Genomic DNA, 19,700 nt, shown 5'->3' with positions numbered 1-19,700 from the left:
TCCTTCGGACTCGGTCGGCTAGAAGGTCAGGCCGTTGTCGACAACGGTCGGACCGATGTCCTCAACAGCATTCGCCACGAAGATGTACGGAGGCGCGCCCTGCGACAGCTGGGTGAGCACGGCGATGCGCGAGAGGCCCACGCGCTGCTGCAGACCCCACGAGCGATCCACGCCCGAGGGTGCTGCCGCACGAGACTCGAGCGTGAACACCGCGCCATCAAACTGTCCCGTAGCGCCGACCAAGTCGGGCGAGTCGACACGCGCCATGAACGTGTCGTAGGGCACGCGGGTTGTCCCGGGCTGACCGAGTTCGACGATCGAGCCGAGGAGCGCATCCGACAGCTCCTTCTTGTCGCCATCGAGTTGTGCCTGTACCGAACCCCAAAGGCGGTCAGCAACCTTGGAGTCGACGCCCTTCTCGGCCACGATCGACACCCACTTCACCAGCAGTGAGGTGTCACCGGTGCCGGGCTGGCTGAAGATCCGGGTCGGGTCGTCCTTGAGTTCGTACCCTTCGGCGCCGATGGTTGCCGGCGCTGACGCGATGAGCGCCTCCCAGGGCTCAGTGAGCCAGCCGGTGCGGAAGATGTCACGGCGCAGGGCGACGACAGCGTTGGCGAGGGCCTCGTCGTTGACCGCGGCCGAACCGAGCCGTACTGAGAGCGGAAGGCCGGGACTCAGGCGCGCGCCGTCCTCATGGGCCTCGGGGGCGCGGCCGAGCGGCGCGGCGAGCATCGCGCCGAGCAGGCGCGACCACGTCAGGTACTGCGAGTACGCGTCCGTAAGGCGGCGCAGATCACGCACGGCTTGGCGGAGGTTGCGCTTCATCACCTCGGTGTTAGCGATGAGCTCGGTGCGCGAGGTGATGAGCCGAAACAAGTCTCGCTGGCCGCGCATGAACGTCACGATGCTCGCCACGAACCACGCCACGAGCATACCCACCCCGAGGATGATCGCGAGGGTCGCCTCGAGGTACCCGAGCCCCAAGGCCGCACCCACCGCGATACCGAGCACGATGGCGATGACGCCCAGCACGCGCAGCGTACGCGATAGACGTTTCTGACGCGAGGTCGTATTGCTCGCGAGATCCTCAGCGGCCCCAGCGGCGCGCAGGCGCTCGATCAGTTCCTTGATCTCGGCGCCGGTGTTGACTACCGCCTCACCCAGCACCGAGCCGACGCGACCGGCATAGCTGCCGCGGTGTGCGGTGTTCCAGACGCCGAGCTCCTCAAGGGCCCCACCGACCTCGAGACCGAGCGCGGGCTCGGATTGCAGGTGCAGGAGTCGCTGGTGCAGGTTGTTGATGGCGAGCACGTCGAACGCGTCGACTCCCTCCACCTCGATGCGCGCGGCAATGTGGCCGGGCAGTGTTGTGAAGCGCGACGACGGCGTCGGCACCACGAGGTCCACTGTGCGCAGCACGGCGCGCTGGGTGCCGATCTGCACGGGGGACAGACCGGGCACGCGGTCACCCCCGTCGGCGAGGGTGAAGGCGCCGGCGCAAAAATCCTTCCACAGGGCGGAGTGGTCGCTGACGGCATGGTGCTCTCGCGCCTCGCCGGCATCCTCGAGTACGTCCTCGAGGGCATCCGCGGCGTCGGCCAGGTCGAGCCACGACGCGGGAAGGCCGTTCGCGGTCACGCCGCCCACGACCACTGCGTACGCCGACGGGCTGTCTCCGAAGACCGCGGCGTGCACGCGTTCTGCCACACCCGACTTGACCTTGGTCAGCACGCCGTCGACCCACCGACCCGGCGCGCCCTTGACCGACGCCCACAGGAAGCCGAAGAACATCTTCAATGCGCCCCAGAAGCCGATAGCCGTAGCAGCGTTTCGCGGGGGGGTGTCGCGAGGGCCCCGCAGCACGTCTTGGTGGCGGGCCCACAGGGCCTTCGCCATTGTGCTCGTGGCCAGCGAGTTGTCATCCACATAAACCGACGTGCTGCCACCCTCGACGGGAAGCGGAAGCGACTCGGACGTCGCAGTGACACGTCGTCGCAGCTGCGTCTCGAGCGCGCTGCTCTGCAGTCGACGGAAGAACGAGCGGGCGAGGCGCACGCTCTCGCCGGGGTCGACGGTCTCGGAATCGAGGGGGCTGCCCGCGACACCCGCCCACAGGCCCGCGACGCCGGCGACGGCGGTAGCCGCTTGCGTGCCGATGTCGAAGCTGTCGGTTGTAGTCTGCAGCAGGGAGTGCCCGAGGCCCGGGCCGGAGGCCTGCTCGGGCGCGAGCAGCACGTTGTGCCACCCGACGCGACCCAGGTGCGGCGTGGTCGTGGTGTCGCCGGCGCGCGTGATGATCGCGCGGATCCTCGTGAGCGGCACGCCGCCCATGGTGTTGCCGAGGAGCTCGGCCACCTTCTGCTCGAGGCGCGACTTGATCTGCGTAGCACCCTCAACGACTGGTACGAGAACGACGAGGCGCACTCGGTCGACGCCGGCTCCCATCGCGATCGCCTGCAGGGTCGTCCCGGAAGAGCGCCCCCCGGACACCGAGAGCGCAACGATCGGCGAGTGCTCCACAGCATCCGCCGCCACCCACACGAATGGTTCGACGAGGCCGACCGCCGATAGGTCAGTAAGCACCTCGCGCACCACCGAGACGGGGCCGGTGGGTGCGAGCAGGACGACGAGAGACGCCACCCTAGAACACCCCACCCTCGGGCAACGTGAAGTCCTCGGGGCGTTCCGGGGGGGACTGTGCCGCTACTGGCAAGGGCCCCACCCCCGAGCCGACCGCGAGCGCCTCTTCCAGCATCCCCAAGATCTTTCGGACCTCCACAAATACGTCTCCGGCAACATCGTGGAAGATCGGGGTCGAAGATGCTTGAGCGCGCGAGGTGATGGCGCTGAACGCACCCCCTCCCGTAGCCCCAGACTCACCCGCCGCGAGGAATTGCTCCCCAGCAAGCTTCTCGATTCCCTGAAGCCACACGCGAGTGAGCTCAAGGCGCTCTTGGCCGGTCTGCGCGGATGCGATGTTGGGAACTCTGGACGGCAAGCCGCCCGCTGTGACACCAGTCGCGAGCCAAGCGCCGATCGTGTTCTTGGCCGAGCCTTCGAGTAATCCACCCGCAGGCTCTTGGCTGCCCGCGTCAGAGAGCTCTCGCAGGAGTCGGTATGCCCGCAGCGAGCCCATGACCGGGGCCTCGTGAGCACGCGAGATAGCAAGGAGAATCGACTCCAGAACCGCCGGTAGCCAGTCGTAGTTTGCAAACCCCTTGCTGGTCGGGGGAGTCAGAAGAGGGTTGGGGAACCCGACCCACCTCGTCGTCTCGGGATCCCAAATCTGCACCCCAGTGGTGTAGGGAGCCTCTGGAATACGGATGTGACCGACGATCTGGCCGATGAACCATCCGCCAACCATCGCCCGCCGCTCCTCAGCGCCCATGGGCAAAGCCGCCGTGAGCGGGCGCGATCGCCGCCACTTCCAGAAATCACTCCTGCCCATTGTGGGCATCATTGCCCACTCCTTCGCTACCGGTTCCAGGATGGAATCGAAAACTATTGGAGAGTAGTTCGGATACGAACCGAAGATGTCGATCTTTGTCACGCCTTCAGTGTCGGAAAGAGCCTCCCTTAGGTTGTCGAAACTGGACGAATCGATAGCTGGCGTTGACTCCAACGCTGCAGTTAGCTCGTTGACCACGACCTGGATTTTGTCGAAAGGGATGTCGGAGAACTTGTACCGGTAGGCCATCTCGGTTCCATGCATCGTGAGGACAGCGGTGGTGTTCACGCTGACGAACGGTCGCGCGAGGGTCAATGCATCGCGGAATTTCGAGGAGATGTCCCGTCGTCGGCCAGCGATCTCCGACTCCGTTGCGCCGATGCCCTTGACGAACTCCCCGAGCGAGACATTACAGAACCTGTCGAACGACTCCATCGGGCGACCCACGAACTGGCGGGCGCGCGCCAACACCTCTGCTGGGCGCACGTGAACGTCGAACTGCGCGTTGGTCGGCACCTGGACGGCGTTCGTGATTGGGTTAACGGCGAACACTGCCGTACGCCACGGCGCCGACTGGGTGATGAGGCCGAGCGGTGGACGCGCGGCACCCGTTGTGCGCCACGTTCCGCCAATGATCTGGCCGATCGCCGTCGCACGAGCGCCCACGAAGTTGAGCGCCTCATCGCCGGGTGTCTGGACTGCGAGCATGACGTCACCTTGGTACTGGGCGGGGAAATCGCTCGATCGAGTGAGAAGCACCTCGTTGTTAGCGACATCGAAGCGATTCGGGACCTTTGCATCGTGATCGGAGGGCCACGCGCCGTAGATTTCGGTGGCAAGATTCGCTATGCCCGTGTGCTGGTCATTCGATGCCTTGGCGTTCGCGAGCAGCGTGTGGCCCTCGTTGAGCGACGCTTTGAGCGGGCCCGTGAGGCCCGAGGCGGAGGTCGCAAGAATCTGCCCAGCGAGCCCCGCCGACTGCGCGGCGAGACCGTCGCGGAACACTTTGCGGTAGCTCCCGCTGAGCTGGTCGACGACATCCTGTCCGTTGGAGATCGCACCGCGAATGGCACCAATCTTCGCCTCGAAGTCCTGGGGGACGCTCGCGATATCCTGCGGCCCGCGCTTGGAGAGCTCCTCGAGGCCCTTGATGACGGTGTTAGAGAGGTGTTCCTCGACGCGGTCGAGCATCGCGGTAGCGAACGGCACGCCGAAGGTCGCCACGGCGCCCTCGGTCACGGCGATGAGGTGCTCGACGAAGCTCTGCTGCCAGCCGTACGCCCACTGGTGAGCGGCCTGGCTCACCCCCGCGGCCATAGCCGACCTACGCTCACGCAGCTTGGTCTTCAGCACGGGGAGCCACTGGGCTGCCGCGACGCCGCCAGGCGACGGTATGAACGACGAGAGCTGGCTCTCGACGAGGGTGCGGGCGGTGCCCTCTACCTGCTCGCGCGGGTAGGCGGTGCCGAGGAACCAATCGAGCATAGGTCCGGTGTCGGGTTTGCCGGTGTCGGGTTTGCCGGTGTCGGCTGGCAGGCTGAGGTCGGCGCAGATGCGCGCCCACTGGCTGCCGAGCAGTACGTCGATCTGCTGGCTCGGCGACGCGGTGCTCCCCTTCTGCATGTGGCCGGCGATGAGGCGGTCGACCGCCGTGCGGGCTAGCCGCTGCGCCGCGTACTCCCGGTATCGCTCGCGGCCCATGCTGAGGCTCGCAAAACCGAACGAGCCCCACGGCAAAGAGTTTCCTGTGACTCCCCATCCGAAGTGATCGCGATCCATGGGCAATGCTCCTGTGTTACCCAGGTCGTAGGCCACGAACTGCTTGGTCGCCGATCCACTCGACATCATCGCGGCAAGACCACGACCGAGACCGCGATAGACCGCTTGTGCAGAACCATCGCCGAACTGCGTTCCCTGTGCTCCGATATACCGTCCCACCGGGAACACCCGCGCGAACGGCACTCGTTCACCATCGCCGTTCTGGTGCCCCAGCGCCTCCAGCAGCGCGACATCGTGTTCGCGAGCCGCGCCGGATTGCGCCGCAACTATCTCTCCCAACATCGCAAGCGAGTTGGCCCTCACTCCAGTCCTCGCTGCCTGCGGCAAGCCGTCGAAGAGGTCAGCCGACACCATAAAAACGCCCATGAGTGTCGACGAGAGGCCGGGAATGAGGGTGAGGAGCCGGCACACATCGATAGCCATCGAGGCGCCCGCACCGCCCGCCATGGAGGAGACGACTATTACGATGGGCGGATCCTCTGGGTTGAACGATCCCAAGGCTGGCATCTTGAAGAGGAGATCAGCCATTTCGCCGTCGGTCTCCACCTTGAACAGGCGCTTCCATGCTTCTTCGAGGGACTGTCGCACCATGGCTGCTTTGTTGAGCGTGATCATCCGTCCGATGGATCGGTATTGACCCGCACCAGCGCTGATGGGTACGTCGACCTCTTCGGGAGTTCTCGGTGACCATGTGGCGATTGAACCGAGGCTATTCGTCTGGCGAAGCAATTGGCTGACTCTGTGGTCCAGTTCTGCGTAGCTCACTCCGGAGGCTCCGGTCCCGTAATAGGTACCGCCAAGATCGCGCACGGATCCGAGGCCCGGTGCCTCGCTCTCTGGGCTCACGGGAACGTCGATGTGGATGAACTGCCAGCCGTCCGGGATGCGGTCGACACCTTTGGCCGCGACCTCCGAGCGAAGCTGGTCCATCATGTACGCGAGCGTTGCTCCGCCCGAACCGCCGCAACCTACGACAAGGAACTTTCTCACGTCATCCAGCCAATCTTTCGGGGTGAAACGGGATATGCAGGGTCAGCACTTAGTCGTCGAAGCCAAAGCCCGAGGACGAACCGCTGGACGGCGAGTTGCCGCCCGGGGCGGGACCCGAAGGCCCGCTTGGGTACCCCGGATCAATATCGAAGCCGGCGCCCACGTTGGAGGTCGCCCTCTCACCCGAGCCCCACTCGTCGACGGGCCCTTCGGAAGGGGTGTCTCCCCCGGCCTCGACAAGGCGCTCGAGCACGACGGGCAGGTGGTCATTCAGGTGCTCGACGAGCGATTGCTTGCGATCACTGTCGGCGTCGCCGCTAACGAACAGGATGACCTCGGCTTGGTCCGCCGGGCCGCCCGGACTGCGCAGCACGATCCAGTGGTTGTGCACGGCGAGTGGCAGGCGTGCGCGCGGAGCCTTCCGCGAGACCCAGGCCGGAGTCTGGTCAGAGGCCGACACGAATCCCGGGGCGTCGACGACCACGTAGCCGGCTCTCGACGGCCACAGGCCGATTCGCGTGGAGAGCGAGACGCCCGCGAGGTCGAGCGAACGTGCCCCGCCGGGCTTGATGCCCGTGAGATCGGTGAGGTCGGTATCGCGCAGCGCAAAGGTCGCACCCTCACGCAGCACGCGTTCGCCCGAAACAGTCACCGAGATGCGCTGCGAGAGCAGCGCGCGCGATGGGATCTTCGCGATCACGAACTTGAGCAAGTACACGAGGCCGAGCGGGATGCCGATACCGAGGACTAGCGCGACGAGGAACGCTCCAGTGCCGATGGCCTCGTTGAACGGCTTGCGCAGGTCTGCGGTGAACGTGACCGTCGCCGGGATCGCCCGCTCACTCTCCCCCGAGGGTGACAGCATGACGTCGAACGAGCCGTTGACCGTGCCGTTGGCACTCGAGTCGAGGGTCAGCACGACGGGCAGCGACACGCCCGTACGGCAGTCGGCCGCGCTTGAGGCGGTGGGGCTCGTGACCGTCACCGCGCCGGCCTCAGCCGGCGATGCGAGCAACTCGACGGTCGTCGAGTCCAGCCAAATGCAGCCCTCGCCTTCGAGCCGGATAGTGGTCTCGACGGTCGTCCCGCCCTCGAGCGTGCCGAAGTTCACGGTCGACTGCGTGGACGGGAAGTCGAGCGGGGGCTCCACCGGGATCCGGATTTCGATGTTTTGCGGTTGCAACTCCGTACCCGGCTCCACGACGGCGCCGTCAGCACCCGTCACCGCGGCCGTCGTGTGCACGAGGTCGAGCTCAAGGGTGGCCTCGCCGATCGCCACATCCTTCAGATCGATGTCGAGCGGCTCGCTGATGGTCGTCTTGTCCAATCCGCTCGCGATCTCGGTGCGCTTACCCTTCGCGTCGACGAACGTCGCATCGAGCGCGAGCTCGCCGAGCAGCGTCGACACGTCCACGCTCCGGCCGGAGGCATCCGCGATCCCCAGCTGGAGCTCGAGAGTGTCATCACGGAACCACTTGTCGGTGGCCGGCCCAACGACCACCGGCACAAAGTCAGAGGAGATGCGCACGTTGGAGAACGACTTCTTGTCGGCGGAGCTACCCGTCGGGTCGACGAAGGCGAGCTGCCACAAGCCAGACCAGCCGCCGGGCGCGACCTCGGAGAGATCGATCGACACGGTCTTGTCGGAGTGCCAGGAGTAGGCGGTCGCCGCTGAGGCGTTCTGCGCCGTCGAAGTCTCGTCGACGGTCTTCGGCTCAAGCGAGATCGTTTCACCCGTCGGAGCGATGAGCGAGATGTTCAGGCCACCGACCTCCGCCGATGCCAGAATGTGCACGGTCGGGGTCGACTCGTCGAGCACGAAGCGGTGGGTCTCCTCGGAGCACGTCGAGATCTGGCAGATGCCGGACTCGGTGTGGATCGCCGCCTCGCCAGGGCGGCCGAGTGCGTCGAAGGCGAAGAGCAGCCCGTCGATGTCGGAGGCCATGGTGAACAGCCCGGGCACCGGATCGACAATGGCGCCACATCCGGGGCCTGTGGCGATCGAATTAACGAGCCCGAAGTCGAGCCCACCCGATTGCAGACCTATGGCGAACATCTCAACGTCGGAAGACCTCAGCTGGTCGGCGAGGCCGCCGGGCGTGCAGATGAGCTCACGTGCGATGCCAACGACCTGCACGGCCTTCGCCTCGCTGTCGATCGTGATGTCGGGCGCGTACTGTTTATTGGGGAAGTTGTCGCGCTGGTAGCCGTTTGTGCGGATTCCGAAGTCGAGGAGGCCATCGGTGAACCACGCGATGGCCTGGCATGTCGGGGCGCCCGCGCGCGCGGCTTTCCGGTCGGCGAGTTCTCGGCGGGAGTTCTCCAGCGCGGTCCAGTAGTCGGTGTCGAAGCCCGAATTGCGGTCGGCGAGGGTTGCGGCGACCGACTGAAGGCCGGGAAGGTTCGCCGAACCGAGGGCCGTCCAGCCGTTGAGCGGCGTGTACGCATCACCGAAGACGGCGAAGCGTACGTCGAGTGTGACGGATGACGTGTCAACGAACGACGACAACTGGTCGAGGAGGTAGTGCACGGCGCTCACGCGGGTGCTCTGGGCGTCGGTGGTCTTCAGGCTCTCCGACTCGTCGATGAGCATGAGCAGGTCCCCCTGACCGCCAGCGATGAGGCATGCGCCAAAGCGGGAGACGGGATCGGTGTCACGACTCTCGACTTGATTGACCCGGGGCAAGACTGGGGCAATAGGCGCCGCCGTCGCGGGAACTCCAACGAGCAAGGAGGCAACGACGTAGCCGACGAGGGCTACGCGGCCTGCGACCCCGCGCGCGCTCACAGCCGACCCGCCCAATCCGCAAGGCGCAGCGCGGCAAGTACAACGCCGACGAACGCGAGGACCCATCCGATGCGCAGGGTCCAGGTCACGGCGGCGCGCTCACCGTACAGGGGCATCGCTCGCTGCTTGGTGTCGCGTAACGAGAAGATCGAGAACAGCCCAATCGCGATGGGGCCCGCTAGCGCCCACGCCAACCAAGCGAGCGGCGGGGCATGTCCGAGCACGATCGCGACAACCGCACCGGTGACAGCTGCGGCGATACCGATTGAAACCCAACGCACTGGGGGCCCCGCGCTTTCGAATGAAGCAGCGCTAGAGAAGCCTGATTCGTCAACGAATGCGGCGGCCGAATAATCGTTCTGATCGTACTTCGTTCCATTGACATCTCCGGCCGGAGACGACGAAGGTCTGTTATATACGCCGAAGTCGAAGTCATCCGGCGCCATCAGTGATGGTCACAGAATCGGTCGAAGATGCACAAGGTACTTGCGCGAGCGGCGAGAAACGGCAAGAGAAAACCTCACGGTGCAGGGTCGGAATACGCTTGGGCCTGCTCCCGGTATATTGACAGTTGAGAGCCCCTCACGGTAGCGGATAAATTACTCCTTCGCTACAAGTCGGTTTACGAATTTACCGATTGTTCGCGTCAGCCGGCTCCTCCGGTGGCAGCTATGACGATTGAGGTGATGAACAGAGTCATCACGAGAGCAAAGAGTGGGTAGGCCAATACGAGAGTGACAATCGCCAGTGGTCTCCCACGTTCGCCCGTCGTCTTCAACTTGGCCAACGCGACATGCGCAAAAGGGATTGCGGCAACAGTTATCCCCACAAGTAGAAATACGAAACCGAGGATGGCCTGAGTATTCCAGCGCACCTGCACGGCGGAATTTGCCAGAGGTTTAGAGGCAAGCACTTGAGGATGGGGCTGCGGCGCGACCGGCGCCGTTGATGGCGCCACCAACTGAAGCTGGACTCCACAAATTTGACAGAATCGATCTGTTTCCTGATACGTCCGCTCACACTGCGGGCATTGCGCGATTTGCTCTTGCGTCATGTACCTTCACCTTTTTAGCTGCCAGTAGGCACAGTTCCGGCCCACGAGAGTTGCGCGCCGATCGATGCGCCACTATGTCAATTAGACCAGCTAGCCCTGTTCCACCTGGATGACAAGGTCTCCCAGTTCGAGGTCGGCGCCCGCAGGCACGGACATCCGCTGCCCGGGTGTAACCTCGGTCGCGTCCTCCCCGGCCGGCACCACCCAGACGCCGTTGGTCGAGTCGAGGTCGTGCACCCAGAGGCCGTCGGCGTCGAGTTCGAGCATTGCGTGCGTCTTCGAGATCGACTTGGACGCGTCATCCACGACCAGCACAGGTGCTTCAGGATGATCGGCAGCAGCGACAGGATTACGCCCGAGGTAGAGCGGACCTTCAATGGCAACCGGTTCGCGGCCCTCGATCACGAGGCACCAAGCTGGAGCGGTGTGACGGGAGACGCTGATACTCGTCGCGTCGTCGACGGCGGCCGGAACCTCAGCCGAGACGGTTTCGGTCGCAACAGGCGCGTGCAGGTCGTCGTCGACCCGCGGTGCGACGGGTGAAGCCACGGGTGCCGCTCAGCCTCCGCCTTCGACAGCACACCGGAATCGATGAGCTCCTGCACGGCAGAGTGATCGACGCTGAGCTGGGTGAGCGTGCGGCCGTCCCAGCTGTACGAACGAGAGTCCCCGACGTTGAAGGCCATCCAGTGGTAGTTGCCAGCCGAGTCGAGATCGACGAACGCCACACCGGTCAGCGTGGTACCCGACAGGGCGTCGCTACCGACGGAGAGTTCGAGCACCGCAGCGTTGGCCCGCGTGACGGTCTGGAGAATGGCGGTGGCGCTCGCGGGGGCGCCATCCATGAGCGCATCGGCGAATACGGCGATGGCCGCCCGGCTGGCCCGGTCACCGAAGGCGTGCCCACCCATGCCATCCGCGATCACGAACAGCGGGGCAGACATCAGGAAACTGTCTTCGTTGATGCGCCTGACGGCACCGCGATCGGTGTGCCCCGAGAAACGGAACCGCACCGTGACCCCGGGCAGCGCAAACTCGCGACTGATCTCGACCGACATCCGGCTCTCCCCCGCTTGCCCTGCGCAACCCTTGAGACGCAGGTGTCTACACGGTACCAATCGCCGGGAGAAACCCTGCACCAGCAGGCATGGGCAGTGCTGCCCATGCCTCGGTGCGGTGCGTCGTCAGCGGTCGACCGACTCCGTCGATTTGCTCGCGCGGTTCTTGTCGATGCGGATTTTGACCAGGCTCGCGACCACGGAGATCGTCATCGCCGACAGGATGACCGCCAGCGACGCCCACGTCGAGATCTCGGGAGCCCACTCCACGTGCTCCCCACCGTTGATGAACGGCAGTTCGTTCTCGGCCAGGGCGTGGAAGAACAGCTTCACACCGATGAAGGCCAGGATGAAGGCGATGCCGTAGTGAAGGTATTCGAGCTTGTCGATCAGGTCGCCGAGCAGGAAATACAGCTGGCGCAGACCCATCAGCGCGAAGATGTTCGCGGTGAAGACGATGAACGGATCGGTCGTGATGCCGAAGATCGCGGGGATCGAGTCGAGCGCGAACACCAGGTCGGTGATGCCCAGGGCGACGAAGACGACCAGGATCGGCGTGAAAACTCTCTTACCGTCGATGGTGGTGCGCAGCTTCGCCCCGTTGTAGGTGTCTGAGATCGCGATCCGCTTGCGCAGCAGCTGGATGATGGCGTTCTCCTGCTGCTCCATGTCGTCGTGGTGCTGTCGGGCCTGCTGGATCGCGGTGTAGACGAGGAACAGCCCGAAGATGTAGAAGACGAAACTGAAGTTCTCGATGAGCGCCGCGCCCGCCAGGATGAACAACCCGCGCAGCACGAGCGCGATCAGGATGCCGACCATCAGCACTTCCTGCTGATACTTCCGCGGCACGGAGAACCGCGCCATGATGATGACAAACACGAACAGATTGTCGATGCTGAGGCTGTATTCCGTCACCCAGCCGGCAATGAATTCGGCGGCGTGGTCGACAGATCCCTGCCAGAGCATGAGCAGCGCGAACACGAGCGCGAGCCCGACGTAGATGCTCACCCAGATCGCCGATTCTTTCGTCGACGGTACGTGTGGCCGGCGATAGGCGAGGATCAGGTCGAACGCGAGGATCGAGAGCAGCACCACGTAGGAGGTGATCTCGAACCAGACGGGAAGGGAGGCTTCCATGTACTTCCGTTCAGGGGAGGGTTGGTTAGGGGACAGGTGAAAGTCTCTCCCGCAGCCGTCAGCACCGTGATGGTGGGATGGATGCCGCTGGCCCGGGCGAGCGACGACGCGCACCGTGACGGACCCAGCGAGGCGGGATACTTCCCTTCGCTAGAACCAGCCTACTGCGCCTTCAGGGTCGCTGCGGTTGGTTGCTCGCAAGCATCCCGGCCGAGCCCATCGCGCGGTTCACCTCGACGAGCATGGCTACGCGTAAGGGATTGACCCTGGGTTGTCGATAGCGCGCGGCGTAGCGCTCGACCGCATCGGCGACGGTGTCCGCATCCTCGTGGATGCTCACGGTGCCGCTCACCGTCAGCCACCTCGCACGATCCACCGAGCTGATGGTCGCGATTCCCCCGCGCGCCGCGTTCAGCACCTTCTGGGTGCCCCCGCCCGTGATCACCCTGGCGATGCCGTCGGCATAGGTGAACCCCACCGGCACAGAGTGGATGGTGCCATCGTCGGCGAGCGTCGACAGGGTGGCGAGGTGGTAGTCCGTGACGAACTGCAGCCCCTCGGAACTGAGAAAGCGGTCGGCAGCGGCATCCTGCGCATCATGGCTCATCTTCCGACCATAACCCGCCGCGAGCCTCACCGGTGCGAGGGGTGACGCGGGAGTTCCATGGCGATACGCTGACCTCGGGTGCACACCCTCGCGCCCTGCTCCACCCCATTATTACTGATGCGCCCACGAGGCCCAGACTCAGGAGAATGTCATGACACTGCACCCACCGACGACGCTGGATGCCGCACCTTCCTTCATCGCGAATGCCGAGTTCGGCCACGAAAACGTGCTCATCTCGACCGGCAGGCGATCCGGGCTCGTCATCAGTGTCGCCGTTCATTCGACCGCCCTCGGCCAGGCGCTCGGTGGCGCGCGGATGTGGAACTATCCGCACTGGACCGACGCTGTTGCCGACGCGCTTCGACTCTCGGCGGCCATGACACTGAAGAATTCTGCCGCGGGCCTTAATCGCGGAGGAGGCAAATCGGTCATCCACCTGCCCATGGGCGTCACTCTGACCGACGCCGAGAAGCGCGATGCGATGCTCGACCTCGGCGACGCCATAGAGAGCCTCAACGGCGCGTACATGACGGCAGAGGATGTCGGTACAAGCGCAGAACTGATGGCGATCGTGGCCGAGCGCACCGAGCACGTGTGCGGGCTGCCCACCGACCTGGGCGGAGTCGGGGAACCGGCAGACGCGACCTCGGCCGGCGTGTATGCCAGCATTCTCGCCACCTGCGAGGCCCTGTTCGGCTCCCGTGATGTTCGTGGCCGCCACATCGTGATCTCGGGACTCGGCCAGGTGGGCGGTCGGCTTGCTCGAGCCCTTGCCTCGGCCGGCGCCGTGTTGACCGTCAGCGACATCAATCTCGACCGGAAGTTGCTGGCCGCCGAACTCGGAGCGACGTGGGTCGACGCCGATGAGGCGCACCGGGTCGATGCCGACCTCTTTGTGCCGTGCGGACTGGGTGGCGCTCTCAGCCCCCAGGTGATCGCCGAGTTGCAGGTCGATGGTGTGGTCGGGGCCGCGAACAACCAGCTCGCCTATCGTCATGGTGCCGCAGAGCTCGCCGGCCGGGGCATCCTGTGGGCGCCAGACTTCGTCGTCAACGGCGGTGGCGTGATCTACCTCGACATGGCGACGCGACCCGACGCTGACGCTGAGGCGATCACCCTGCGGGTGGAAGCCATCGGCGAGACCGTCGCAACCATCTTTCGAGAGTCTGTGGCCGAGGGGATCACGACGCTGGATGCGGCCGAGCGGCTGGCCGAAGCCCGCCTGGTCGCTGCCTAGGCGTTCTTCCCGCGGAGGTTGTGTGGGTGGCGGAACGCGAAAGGGTGAGGACCTCTGTCATCCACACCGTCATGACGACGTCGTCCCCCGAGGGAGAAAGGCGATCGAGCATCGCGATGTCGGGTACCGCGACGGTGATGGTCATAGGAATGACCCGCTATCGAACTTCTACAGAAGCTGGTTGCGGGCGCCCTCAGTGGGCTCGCGGACCAGTCGAGCGCGAGCGGAACATCCCCGGCCGCTGATGCGCCGAGGATGCCCTGGTGCTGATAGGCGATATGGGCTGGCCGGACGATCTGGTGCGACTGCACTTGGCCAATTGACGACCTGATCTCCCCACCAGAGAGCCGTGCCGCCAAAACACGCTGCGCGAGAGTTTGTTGCGGTGGTTTGTTGCGGTGGTTTGTTGCGGTGGTTTGTTGCCAGTTTCACCGGTGCGGGGCCCGGCGCACGCCAGCACGCGATCGAACTGCTCGCTCCCGGGCTTTCGCCCTGTGCGGTAGCTTGCGCGGTAGCGTGCGCCGGGTAAAAGCGCTACGAGATCAGCGGAGTTGGCTGGTCACATAAGAACCGTCGGCAGTTGCGACGGGGCTGGCATTGCTCACGTAGCGACCGTGCACCTGATCGCGGGGCGCCGCACCGTGTGACGCTGTCACGTAGGTTCCCACGACCGACACGAACGGAGCGTACGTTGTGACGAAGGTACCCGCCTGCGGGGCGAGGGTCGGAGTGACAGAGTCGCTTTTCGTGATGAGGTCGAAGATGGTGGAGATGTCGATTTCATGGGTCATCGTCATGGTGTATTCCTTTGTTTGGGCGTTAGTCGGACGTTGATGAAGTATTAATGGCGCGATGGACGGGTGGATGTCGGGTCCTGACCGGTCGACGATAAACGCGACCGGTAGGGCGAGAAACGCAGCTGTTCGACGCAATGAACGCCGACTACCGCGGGGAGCGCTATTGCTCCTGATTTTTTACTCTGCAGAATCCTCGAGTGCGAGCTGCTTGTTGCATGGTTCGCACAGTCCGGTGAATGTAACTTCGGCCGCGTATACCGTGAAGCCCGAGGTGTCAGATGGAGCTAAGCACGGGGCAGCGCCGATGACGCAGTCGACATCTTTCAGTTCTCCGCAACTGACGCAGAGGATGTGATGGTGATTGTCTCCCACACGACACTCGAACAGCGCGGGTGAGTTTGCCGGATCGATGCGACGCACGAGGCCCGCAGCCGTAAACGCAGCCAGAACTCCGTACACGGCTTGCACCGAGGTTCCTGGCAATTCGTTCCGCACACCGGCGAAGACATCTTCGGCACTGGAGTGCGGAGCATTTTGCAGCATTGTCAGAACTGCCAGCCGTGGAGAAGTGACCTTCAGGCCGGCAGCACGAACTGAATCGGCCAAGGTGGCCGATGCGGGGAGATCAAGCTGCGTCATAACAAGAACATTACCAGTTGTTTTGAATAAGTCAAATCTAGACCGAAGTCTTCTTTGCGGGCCGCCACAGATGCTGCTCTCCCGCCGACCGGTCGTCACGACCCCACAGCTCACCGAACCAGTCGAGTCGGCGGACAGGGCGACAAATTATCGCGTTGCGGTCCATTCGCGGGTGGGGTCCGCACCACATCGGCTACCACCTGCATCTGCCACCGTCGACGGAGTCGGAGGTCATCGCCCGCTACCGGATGCCGCTGGTGGGACATATCGATCTGAATACCGGGCTCACGATTCGTATGCCGAGACTGGTCCGCTACGAGCATGCCAACCCGGGCGAGCTGGTCCATATCGACGCGAAGAAACTTGGCCGGATTCCTGACGGTGGGCTGGAGAACCCTGGGCGAAACAGCCAGCAGGACGAACCGGCGAGCCTCTGTCCCGACCGGATACGCCTACCTTCACTCCACCATCGATGACCACCCTCGGGTCGTGTACTCCAAGGTCCTCAGCGACAACAAACAGAGCACGGCAAACGAAACTCCGACGCCGCCCTAGCCGCCACCTGCGACGACTGGGTCCACAGCTACAATCACCGCAAACCCGCTATCGGCACCGGCATCGGCATCGGCATCGGCGGCAAATCGCCCATCGACCGCGTACGTAACGTCAATGGGAGGAACAGCCGGCCCCGGCCGCTCGGGGGTCAGCCAGCGATGCGGATGAGCTTCTTGTTGACGAACTCCTCCAGCGCGAAGCGCCCCATCTCGCGGCCGGAGCCCGACCGCTTCACACCACCGAAGGGAAGCTCGGCCGAGTCGCCCAGCACGAGGTTGATCCAGACCATTCCGGCGTCCATCGCGTCAGCCATCCGCAGCGCCTGCTCCTGGTCTGTCGTGTAGACATACGAGCCCAGCCCATAGGGAGTGTCGTTGGCGAGCGTCACGGCCTCCTCCTCGCTCGACACCCGGTACAGGGCTGCGACGGGGCCGAAGAACTCCTCGTGATAGGCGTCCATGTCGGGCGTGACGTCGGCCAGCACAGCGGGCGGGAAAAAGTTGCCGCTCGTCGTTCCGCTGGCGAGCACCGTCGCGCCCTGCTCCACGGCCCGTGCGAGCTGCTCGTCGAGTCGTTCGGTCGCTGCCGCCGACGAGAGCGGGCCGAGGAGAGTGCCATCCATCATCGGATCTGCGGGTTGTGCTGCCGTGAAGAGCTCGATGAACTTCGCCGCGAACTGGTCGTAGAGCGAGTCGATCACGATGAAGCGCTTCGCGCCGTTGCACGACTGCCCGTTGTTGTCGAGTCGTGCGTTGACCGCATCCTGCACTGCTGCATCGAGATCATCGGTCGAGAGCAGGATGAACGGGTCTGAGCCCCCGAGTTCGAGCACCACCTTCTTCAGGTGCCTGCCAGCGAGCTCGGCCACCGCTGCGCCGGCACGCTCAGAGCCGGTGACCGATACGCCCTGCAGCCGGGGGTCGGCGATGACCGTCGCGATCTGGTCGTTCGAGGCGTAGATGTTGACGTAAACCCCGGCGTGGGCCCCAACCTCGGCGGTGGCGTCATCGAAGATGCGTGCTATGGCCGCGGCGGATTCCGGACACTGCTGAGCGTGCTTCAGGAGGATCGTATTGCCGACCACGATGTTCGGGCCCGCGAACCTGGCGACCTGGTAGTACGGGAAGTTCCACGGCATTATGCCGAGCAGCACACCCAGCCCCGCGCGTCGGATGAACGCGGATCCGCCGCCATCAGCGAGCGCGATCGGCTCGTCCGCGAGGAACGCCTCGCCGTTGTCTGCGTAGTACTGGTAGATCGCGGCCGCGAAATCCACCTCACCGAATGCCTGGTCGAGTGGCTTGCCCATCTCGCGCACGATGATGTCGGCGAGCTCGTCGCGACGCTCGGTGTGCAGCTCGGCAACCCGGGCGATCAACGCAGCACGCGAGGCGACGGGAGCATTTCGCAACCATTCCGTGTAGGCAGCATGAGCCGATCCGACCGCATCATGCAGACCTGCATCCGTGATCTCCGGGTACTCACTCAACGTCTCGCCCGTGGCGGGATTGATGACGGCGTAGTGGCTCATGCGATAGCTCCTTCGATATGTGCGATCCGACGATTATCGCCGCTGCAAAGCTGCGGGCGACAATGTCAAGATCGAAGCTAGCGGCGTATGCGCGCCGAGTCCACTTCACGCTGCCGGTTGCTTTCCGGAAAACAAGTCGATTGCTTTCCGGAAAACAAAATGCCCGGCTCTCTCGACAAACGAGAGAGCCGGGCGGTGGTGACCCCAACGGGATTCGAACCCGTGTTACCGCCGTGAGAGGGCAGCGTACTAGGCCGCTATACGATGGGGCCGTCGCGACAACTACACGAGTATGCCACACCTTGGGCACCACTCCCAAAACGTCAGGCGGGCGCGAAGATCCTGAGCGCGCCCGGCACTACCGTGATGTCGACGGGGGCTGGGCCGATCCGCTCTCCGTCCGCATAGACGACCGCGACCATCGACTCGATGCGGATGGTCCTGACCCGGTGTACGGCGACCCTCGGGTCGCTGAGATGCGTTCCCTTGAACACCCTGGGGAAGATGCGCAGGAACTGGATGCGCGACAGCGGCTGCACCACCAGCACGTCGAGCGCACCGTCGTCGACCTTCGCGTCGGGGGTGACCTTCATCCCGCCCCCGAGGGACACGTTGTTGCCGACGCTCACGAGCATCGCCGACGTCTCGAGCGGCTGGCCGTCGAGCACGAGTCGGTACGGGATGGGTTTGAGCCTCAGCAGCTCCAGTCCGATGGCGATCGTGTACCGGCTCGGACCGGTCGGGCGCCGCATCCGGTTGGCTCGTTCATTGACGACGGCGTCGAATCCGGCAGACAGGCAGCCGGCGAACCAGCGGGTGGATGCGCGCCCCGTCTCGTCGTCGACGTATTCGACGCGACCGGCGTCGATAGTGCGGGGTGGCCCCTGCAGGAGGTCGGTGAGCATCCTGATCGCAGCTTCGGTGTTCTCGTGCGGGATGCCGAGGCCACGGGCCATGTCGTTGCCAGTGCCGGACGGCACGATCCCGAGCGGAACCTTCGTGCCAGCCAGCAGGTTCGCGGCCAGGCTCACCATCCCGTCGCCGCCGACCACGATGAACGCGTCCGGACGGGTCGACACGGCCTTGCGACCGGACTCCATCAGCTGCTCGAAGTCTGGCTCCTGCAGGCTCGTCACATCGTGGCCCATCGCCCGCAGGGTCTGCACGACGGCGGGGCCGACACTGCTGCTCTTGCCGAATGACGCTGTCGGGTTGATCGCCACTACGAGGCGGAGCGGCTTCATCGTCACACCGTCATTATGCAGCAGCGGGTGCATACCCCACGGCAGCCCCGCAGTACAGGGAGGCCGATCTGCGGGCAGGTCGCAATAGTGTCGAATAATGAAGATTACGAAGTACGAGCACGCCTGCATGGCCGTGCAGAAGAGCGGTTCGACGATCATCATCGATCCGGGAGCATTCACCACTCCCCTGAACGATGTCACCGGGGTCATCGCCATCGTGGTCACCCATGAGCACGCCGATCACTGGACCCCGGAGCAGCTGAGGCGCATCCTCGAGCGGAACCCCGACGCACGCATCTTCGGCCCCGGCGGAGTAGCTGCCGCCGTCACAGACCACGACCTCACCGTCGAGACGGTCAAGAATGGGGATGAACTCCAGGTTGGGCCGTTCTCACTGAAGTTCATCGGGGAGAAGCACGCTGTCATCCACGAATCGATCCCGGTCATCGACAATGTCGCGGTGCTCATCGACGACAGCTTCTACTACGCCGGCGACTCGCTCACCCTGCCGAACGTGCCTGTCGACACTCTCGCCGCACCCATCGGGGCACCCTGGCTGAAGGTCGGCGAAGCTATCGACTACGTTCTCGCTGTCGCTCCCCGCCGCGCGTTCCCGGTTCACGAGGCGGTGCTGTCACAGATCGGTATCTCGATCAACGGCGAGCGCCTCGAAGCCGCAACCCAGCAGGGTGGAGGCGAGTACGTGAAGCTTGCCGCAGGGCAGTCACTCGACCTGTAGTGCGGGCTCGGCAGCTCGTGCATTTGCGAAGGCGACCGCATCCCGTCGCACCATCGCATCGTCGCACCATCGGGCCCGCCCGGGACGTCGTCGG

The 19,700-nt window shown here is 64.5% G+C and carries 15 protein-coding genes and 1 tRNA gene; 2 read left to right on the top strand and 14 right to left on the bottom strand.

From position 1 onward, the window contains the following. Positions 1 to 18: 18 nt before the first annotated feature. The 9 genes from IEW81_RS09850 to IEW81_RS09810 all read right to left on the bottom strand — a co-directional run bounded on the left by IEW81_RS09850 (position 19) and on the right by IEW81_RS09810 (position 12,864). The gene (locus IEW81_RS09850) at positions 19 to 2,643 is read right to left on the bottom strand and encodes a 6TM ABC transporter family protein (RefSeq protein ID WP_097059722.1); all 2,625 of its coding nucleotides are present in this window, start codon (positions 2,641 to 2,643) and stop codon (positions 19 to 21) included. A gap of 1 nt (position 2,644) precedes the next feature. Beyond that, positions 2,645 to 6,220 (bottom strand): tubulin-like doman-containing protein, encoded by a 3,576-nt coding sequence (locus IEW81_RS09845; RefSeq protein ID WP_097059721.1) that lies wholly within the window; start codon positions 6,218 to 6,220, stop codon positions 2,645 to 2,647. A gap of 49 nt (positions 6,221 to 6,269) precedes the next feature. Further along, complete coding sequence (locus IEW81_RS09840; protein ID WP_097059720.1) at positions 6,270 to 9,008, bottom strand: hypothetical protein; 2,739 nt, start codon at positions 9,006 to 9,008, stop codon at positions 6,270 to 6,272. Beyond that, a complete protein-coding gene (locus tag IEW81_RS09835; RefSeq protein WP_143544621.1) occupies positions 9,005 to 9,289 on the bottom strand; it encodes a hypothetical protein in 285 nt (94 codons plus the stop codon). Before IEW81_RS09835 ends, IEW81_RS09840 begins: the two co-directional genes overlap by 4 nt. A 365-nt stretch (positions 9,290 to 9,654) precedes the next feature. Next, a complete protein-coding gene (locus IEW81_RS09830; RefSeq protein ID WP_143544620.1) occupies positions 9,655 to 10,062 on the bottom strand; it encodes a DUF4190 domain-containing protein in 408 nt (135 codons plus the stop codon). Between the two features lie 90 nt (positions 10,063 to 10,152). Continuing rightward, positions 10,153 to 10,467, bottom strand: coding sequence for an FHA domain-containing protein (locus IEW81_RS09825; protein WP_179691758.1), 315 nt, complete (start codon positions 10,465 to 10,467; stop codon positions 10,153 to 10,155). Then, complete coding sequence (locus IEW81_RS09820; protein WP_143544619.1) at positions 10,464 to 11,120, bottom strand: PP2C family protein-serine/threonine phosphatase; 657 nt, start codon at positions 11,118 to 11,120, stop codon at positions 10,464 to 10,466. Before IEW81_RS09820 ends, IEW81_RS09825 begins: the two co-directional genes overlap by 4 nt. Positions 11,121 to 11,246: 126 nt before the next feature. Beyond that, positions 11,247 to 12,257, bottom strand: coding sequence for a TerC family protein (locus tag IEW81_RS09815; protein ID WP_097059716.1), 1,011 nt, complete (start codon positions 12,255 to 12,257; stop codon positions 11,247 to 11,249). Positions 12,258 to 12,429: 172 nt separating this feature from the next. Next, positions 12,430 to 12,864 (bottom strand): pyridoxamine 5'-phosphate oxidase family protein, encoded by a 435-nt coding sequence (locus tag IEW81_RS09810; RefSeq protein ID WP_097059857.1) that lies wholly within the window; start codon positions 12,862 to 12,864, stop codon positions 12,430 to 12,432. Positions 12,865 to 13,015: 151 nt separating this feature from the next. Here IEW81_RS09810 and IEW81_RS09805 point away from each other — a divergent pair, with 151 nt between their 5' ends. Then, positions 13,016 to 14,101 carry a Glu/Leu/Phe/Val dehydrogenase family protein gene (locus IEW81_RS09805; RefSeq protein ID WP_097059715.1) on the top strand — a complete coding sequence of 362 codons (1,086 nt, stop codon included), beginning with the start codon at positions 13,016 to 13,018 and terminating at the stop codon, positions 14,099 to 14,101. 542 nt (positions 14,102 to 14,643) lie between these two features. Here the strand turns inward: IEW81_RS09805 and IEW81_RS09800 are convergent. The 5 genes from IEW81_RS09800 to IEW81_RS09780 form a co-directional block, all read right to left on the bottom strand. Beyond that, the gene (locus IEW81_RS09800) at positions 14,644 to 14,898 is read right to left on the bottom strand and encodes a hypothetical protein (RefSeq protein ID WP_097059714.1); all 255 of its coding nucleotides are present in this window, start codon (positions 14,896 to 14,898) and stop codon (positions 14,644 to 14,646) included. 177 nt (positions 14,899 to 15,075) lie between these two features. Beyond that, on the bottom strand, positions 15,076 to 15,537 hold the full coding sequence (locus IEW81_RS09795) for a Fur family transcriptional regulator (RefSeq protein ID WP_097059713.1): 462 nt from the start codon (positions 15,535 to 15,537) through the stop codon (positions 15,076 to 15,078). A gap of 703 nt (positions 15,538 to 16,240) precedes the next feature. After that, positions 16,241 to 17,623, bottom strand: a complete 1,383-nt coding sequence (locus IEW81_RS09790) for an NAD-dependent succinate-semialdehyde dehydrogenase (protein ID WP_097059711.1) — start codon at positions 17,621 to 17,623, stop codon at positions 16,241 to 16,243. A 196-nt stretch (positions 17,624 to 17,819) separates the two neighbouring features. Then, positions 17,820 to 17,895: transfer RNA gene (locus IEW81_RS09785), tRNA-Glu, on the bottom strand. A gap of 51 nt (positions 17,896 to 17,946) precedes the next feature. Then, positions 17,947 to 18,867 carry a diacylglycerol/lipid kinase family protein gene (locus IEW81_RS09780; RefSeq protein WP_097059856.1) on the bottom strand — a complete coding sequence of 307 codons (921 nt, stop codon included), beginning with the start codon at positions 18,865 to 18,867 and terminating at the stop codon, positions 17,947 to 17,949. Between the two features lie 97 nt (positions 18,868 to 18,964). On the opposite strand from IEW81_RS09780, the gene IEW81_RS09775 reads away from it, so the two are divergent. Next, entirely contained in the window at positions 18,965 to 19,606 is a 642-nt protein-coding gene (locus IEW81_RS09775) for an MBL fold metallo-hydrolase (RefSeq protein WP_097059710.1), read from the top strand. Positions 19,607 to 19,700: the final 94 nt, after the last annotated feature.

Source organism: Salinibacterium xinjiangense, from assembly GCF_014645015.1.
In the GTDB taxonomy this organism is placed as follows: domain Bacteria; phylum Actinomycetota; class Actinomycetes; order Actinomycetales; family Microbacteriaceae; genus Rhodoglobus; species Rhodoglobus xinjiangensis.
This window is presented reverse-complemented; position numbering and strand designations above follow the sequence as displayed.

What these genes read in the sequence shown, in the direction of transcription:
- IEW81_RS09830 (WP_143544620.1), bottom strand. Translation starts at nt 10,062, where the DNA reads ATGACGCAAGAGCAAATCGCGCAATGCCCGCAGTGTGAGCGGACGTAT.
- IEW81_RS09820 (WP_143544619.1), bottom strand. Translation starts at nt 11,120, where the DNA reads ATGTCGGTCGAGATCAGTCGCGAGTTTGCGCTGCCCGGGGTCACGGTG.
- IEW81_RS09815 (WP_097059716.1), bottom strand. Translation starts at nt 12,257, where the DNA reads ATGGAAGCCTCCCTTCCCGTCTGGTTCGAGATCACCTCCTACGTGGTG.
- IEW81_RS09810 (WP_097059857.1), bottom strand. Translation starts at nt 12,864, where the DNA reads ATGAGCCATGATGCGCAGGATGCCGCTGCCGACCGCTTTCTCAGTTCC.
- IEW81_RS09805 (WP_097059715.1), top strand. Translation starts at nt 13,016, where the DNA reads ATGACACTGCACCCACCGACGACGCTGGATGCCGCACCTTCCTTCATC.
- IEW81_RS09800 (WP_097059714.1), bottom strand. Translation starts at nt 14,898, where the DNA reads ATGACGATGACCCATGAAATCGACATCTCCACCATCTTCGACCTCATC.
- IEW81_RS09795 (WP_097059713.1), bottom strand. Translation starts at nt 15,537, where the DNA reads ATGACGCAGCTTGATCTCCCCGCATCGGCCACCTTGGCCGATTCAGTT.
- IEW81_RS09790 (WP_097059711.1), bottom strand. Translation starts at nt 17,623, where the DNA reads ATGAGCCACTACGCCGTCATCAATCCCGCCACGGGCGAGACGTTGAGT.
- IEW81_RS09780 (WP_097059856.1), bottom strand. Translation starts at nt 18,867, where the DNA reads ATGAAGCCGCTCCGCCTCGTAGTGGCGATCAACCCGACAGCGTCATTC.
- IEW81_RS09775 (WP_097059710.1), top strand. Translation starts at nt 18,965, where the DNA reads ATGAAGATTACGAAGTACGAGCACGCCTGCATGGCCGTGCAGAAGAGC.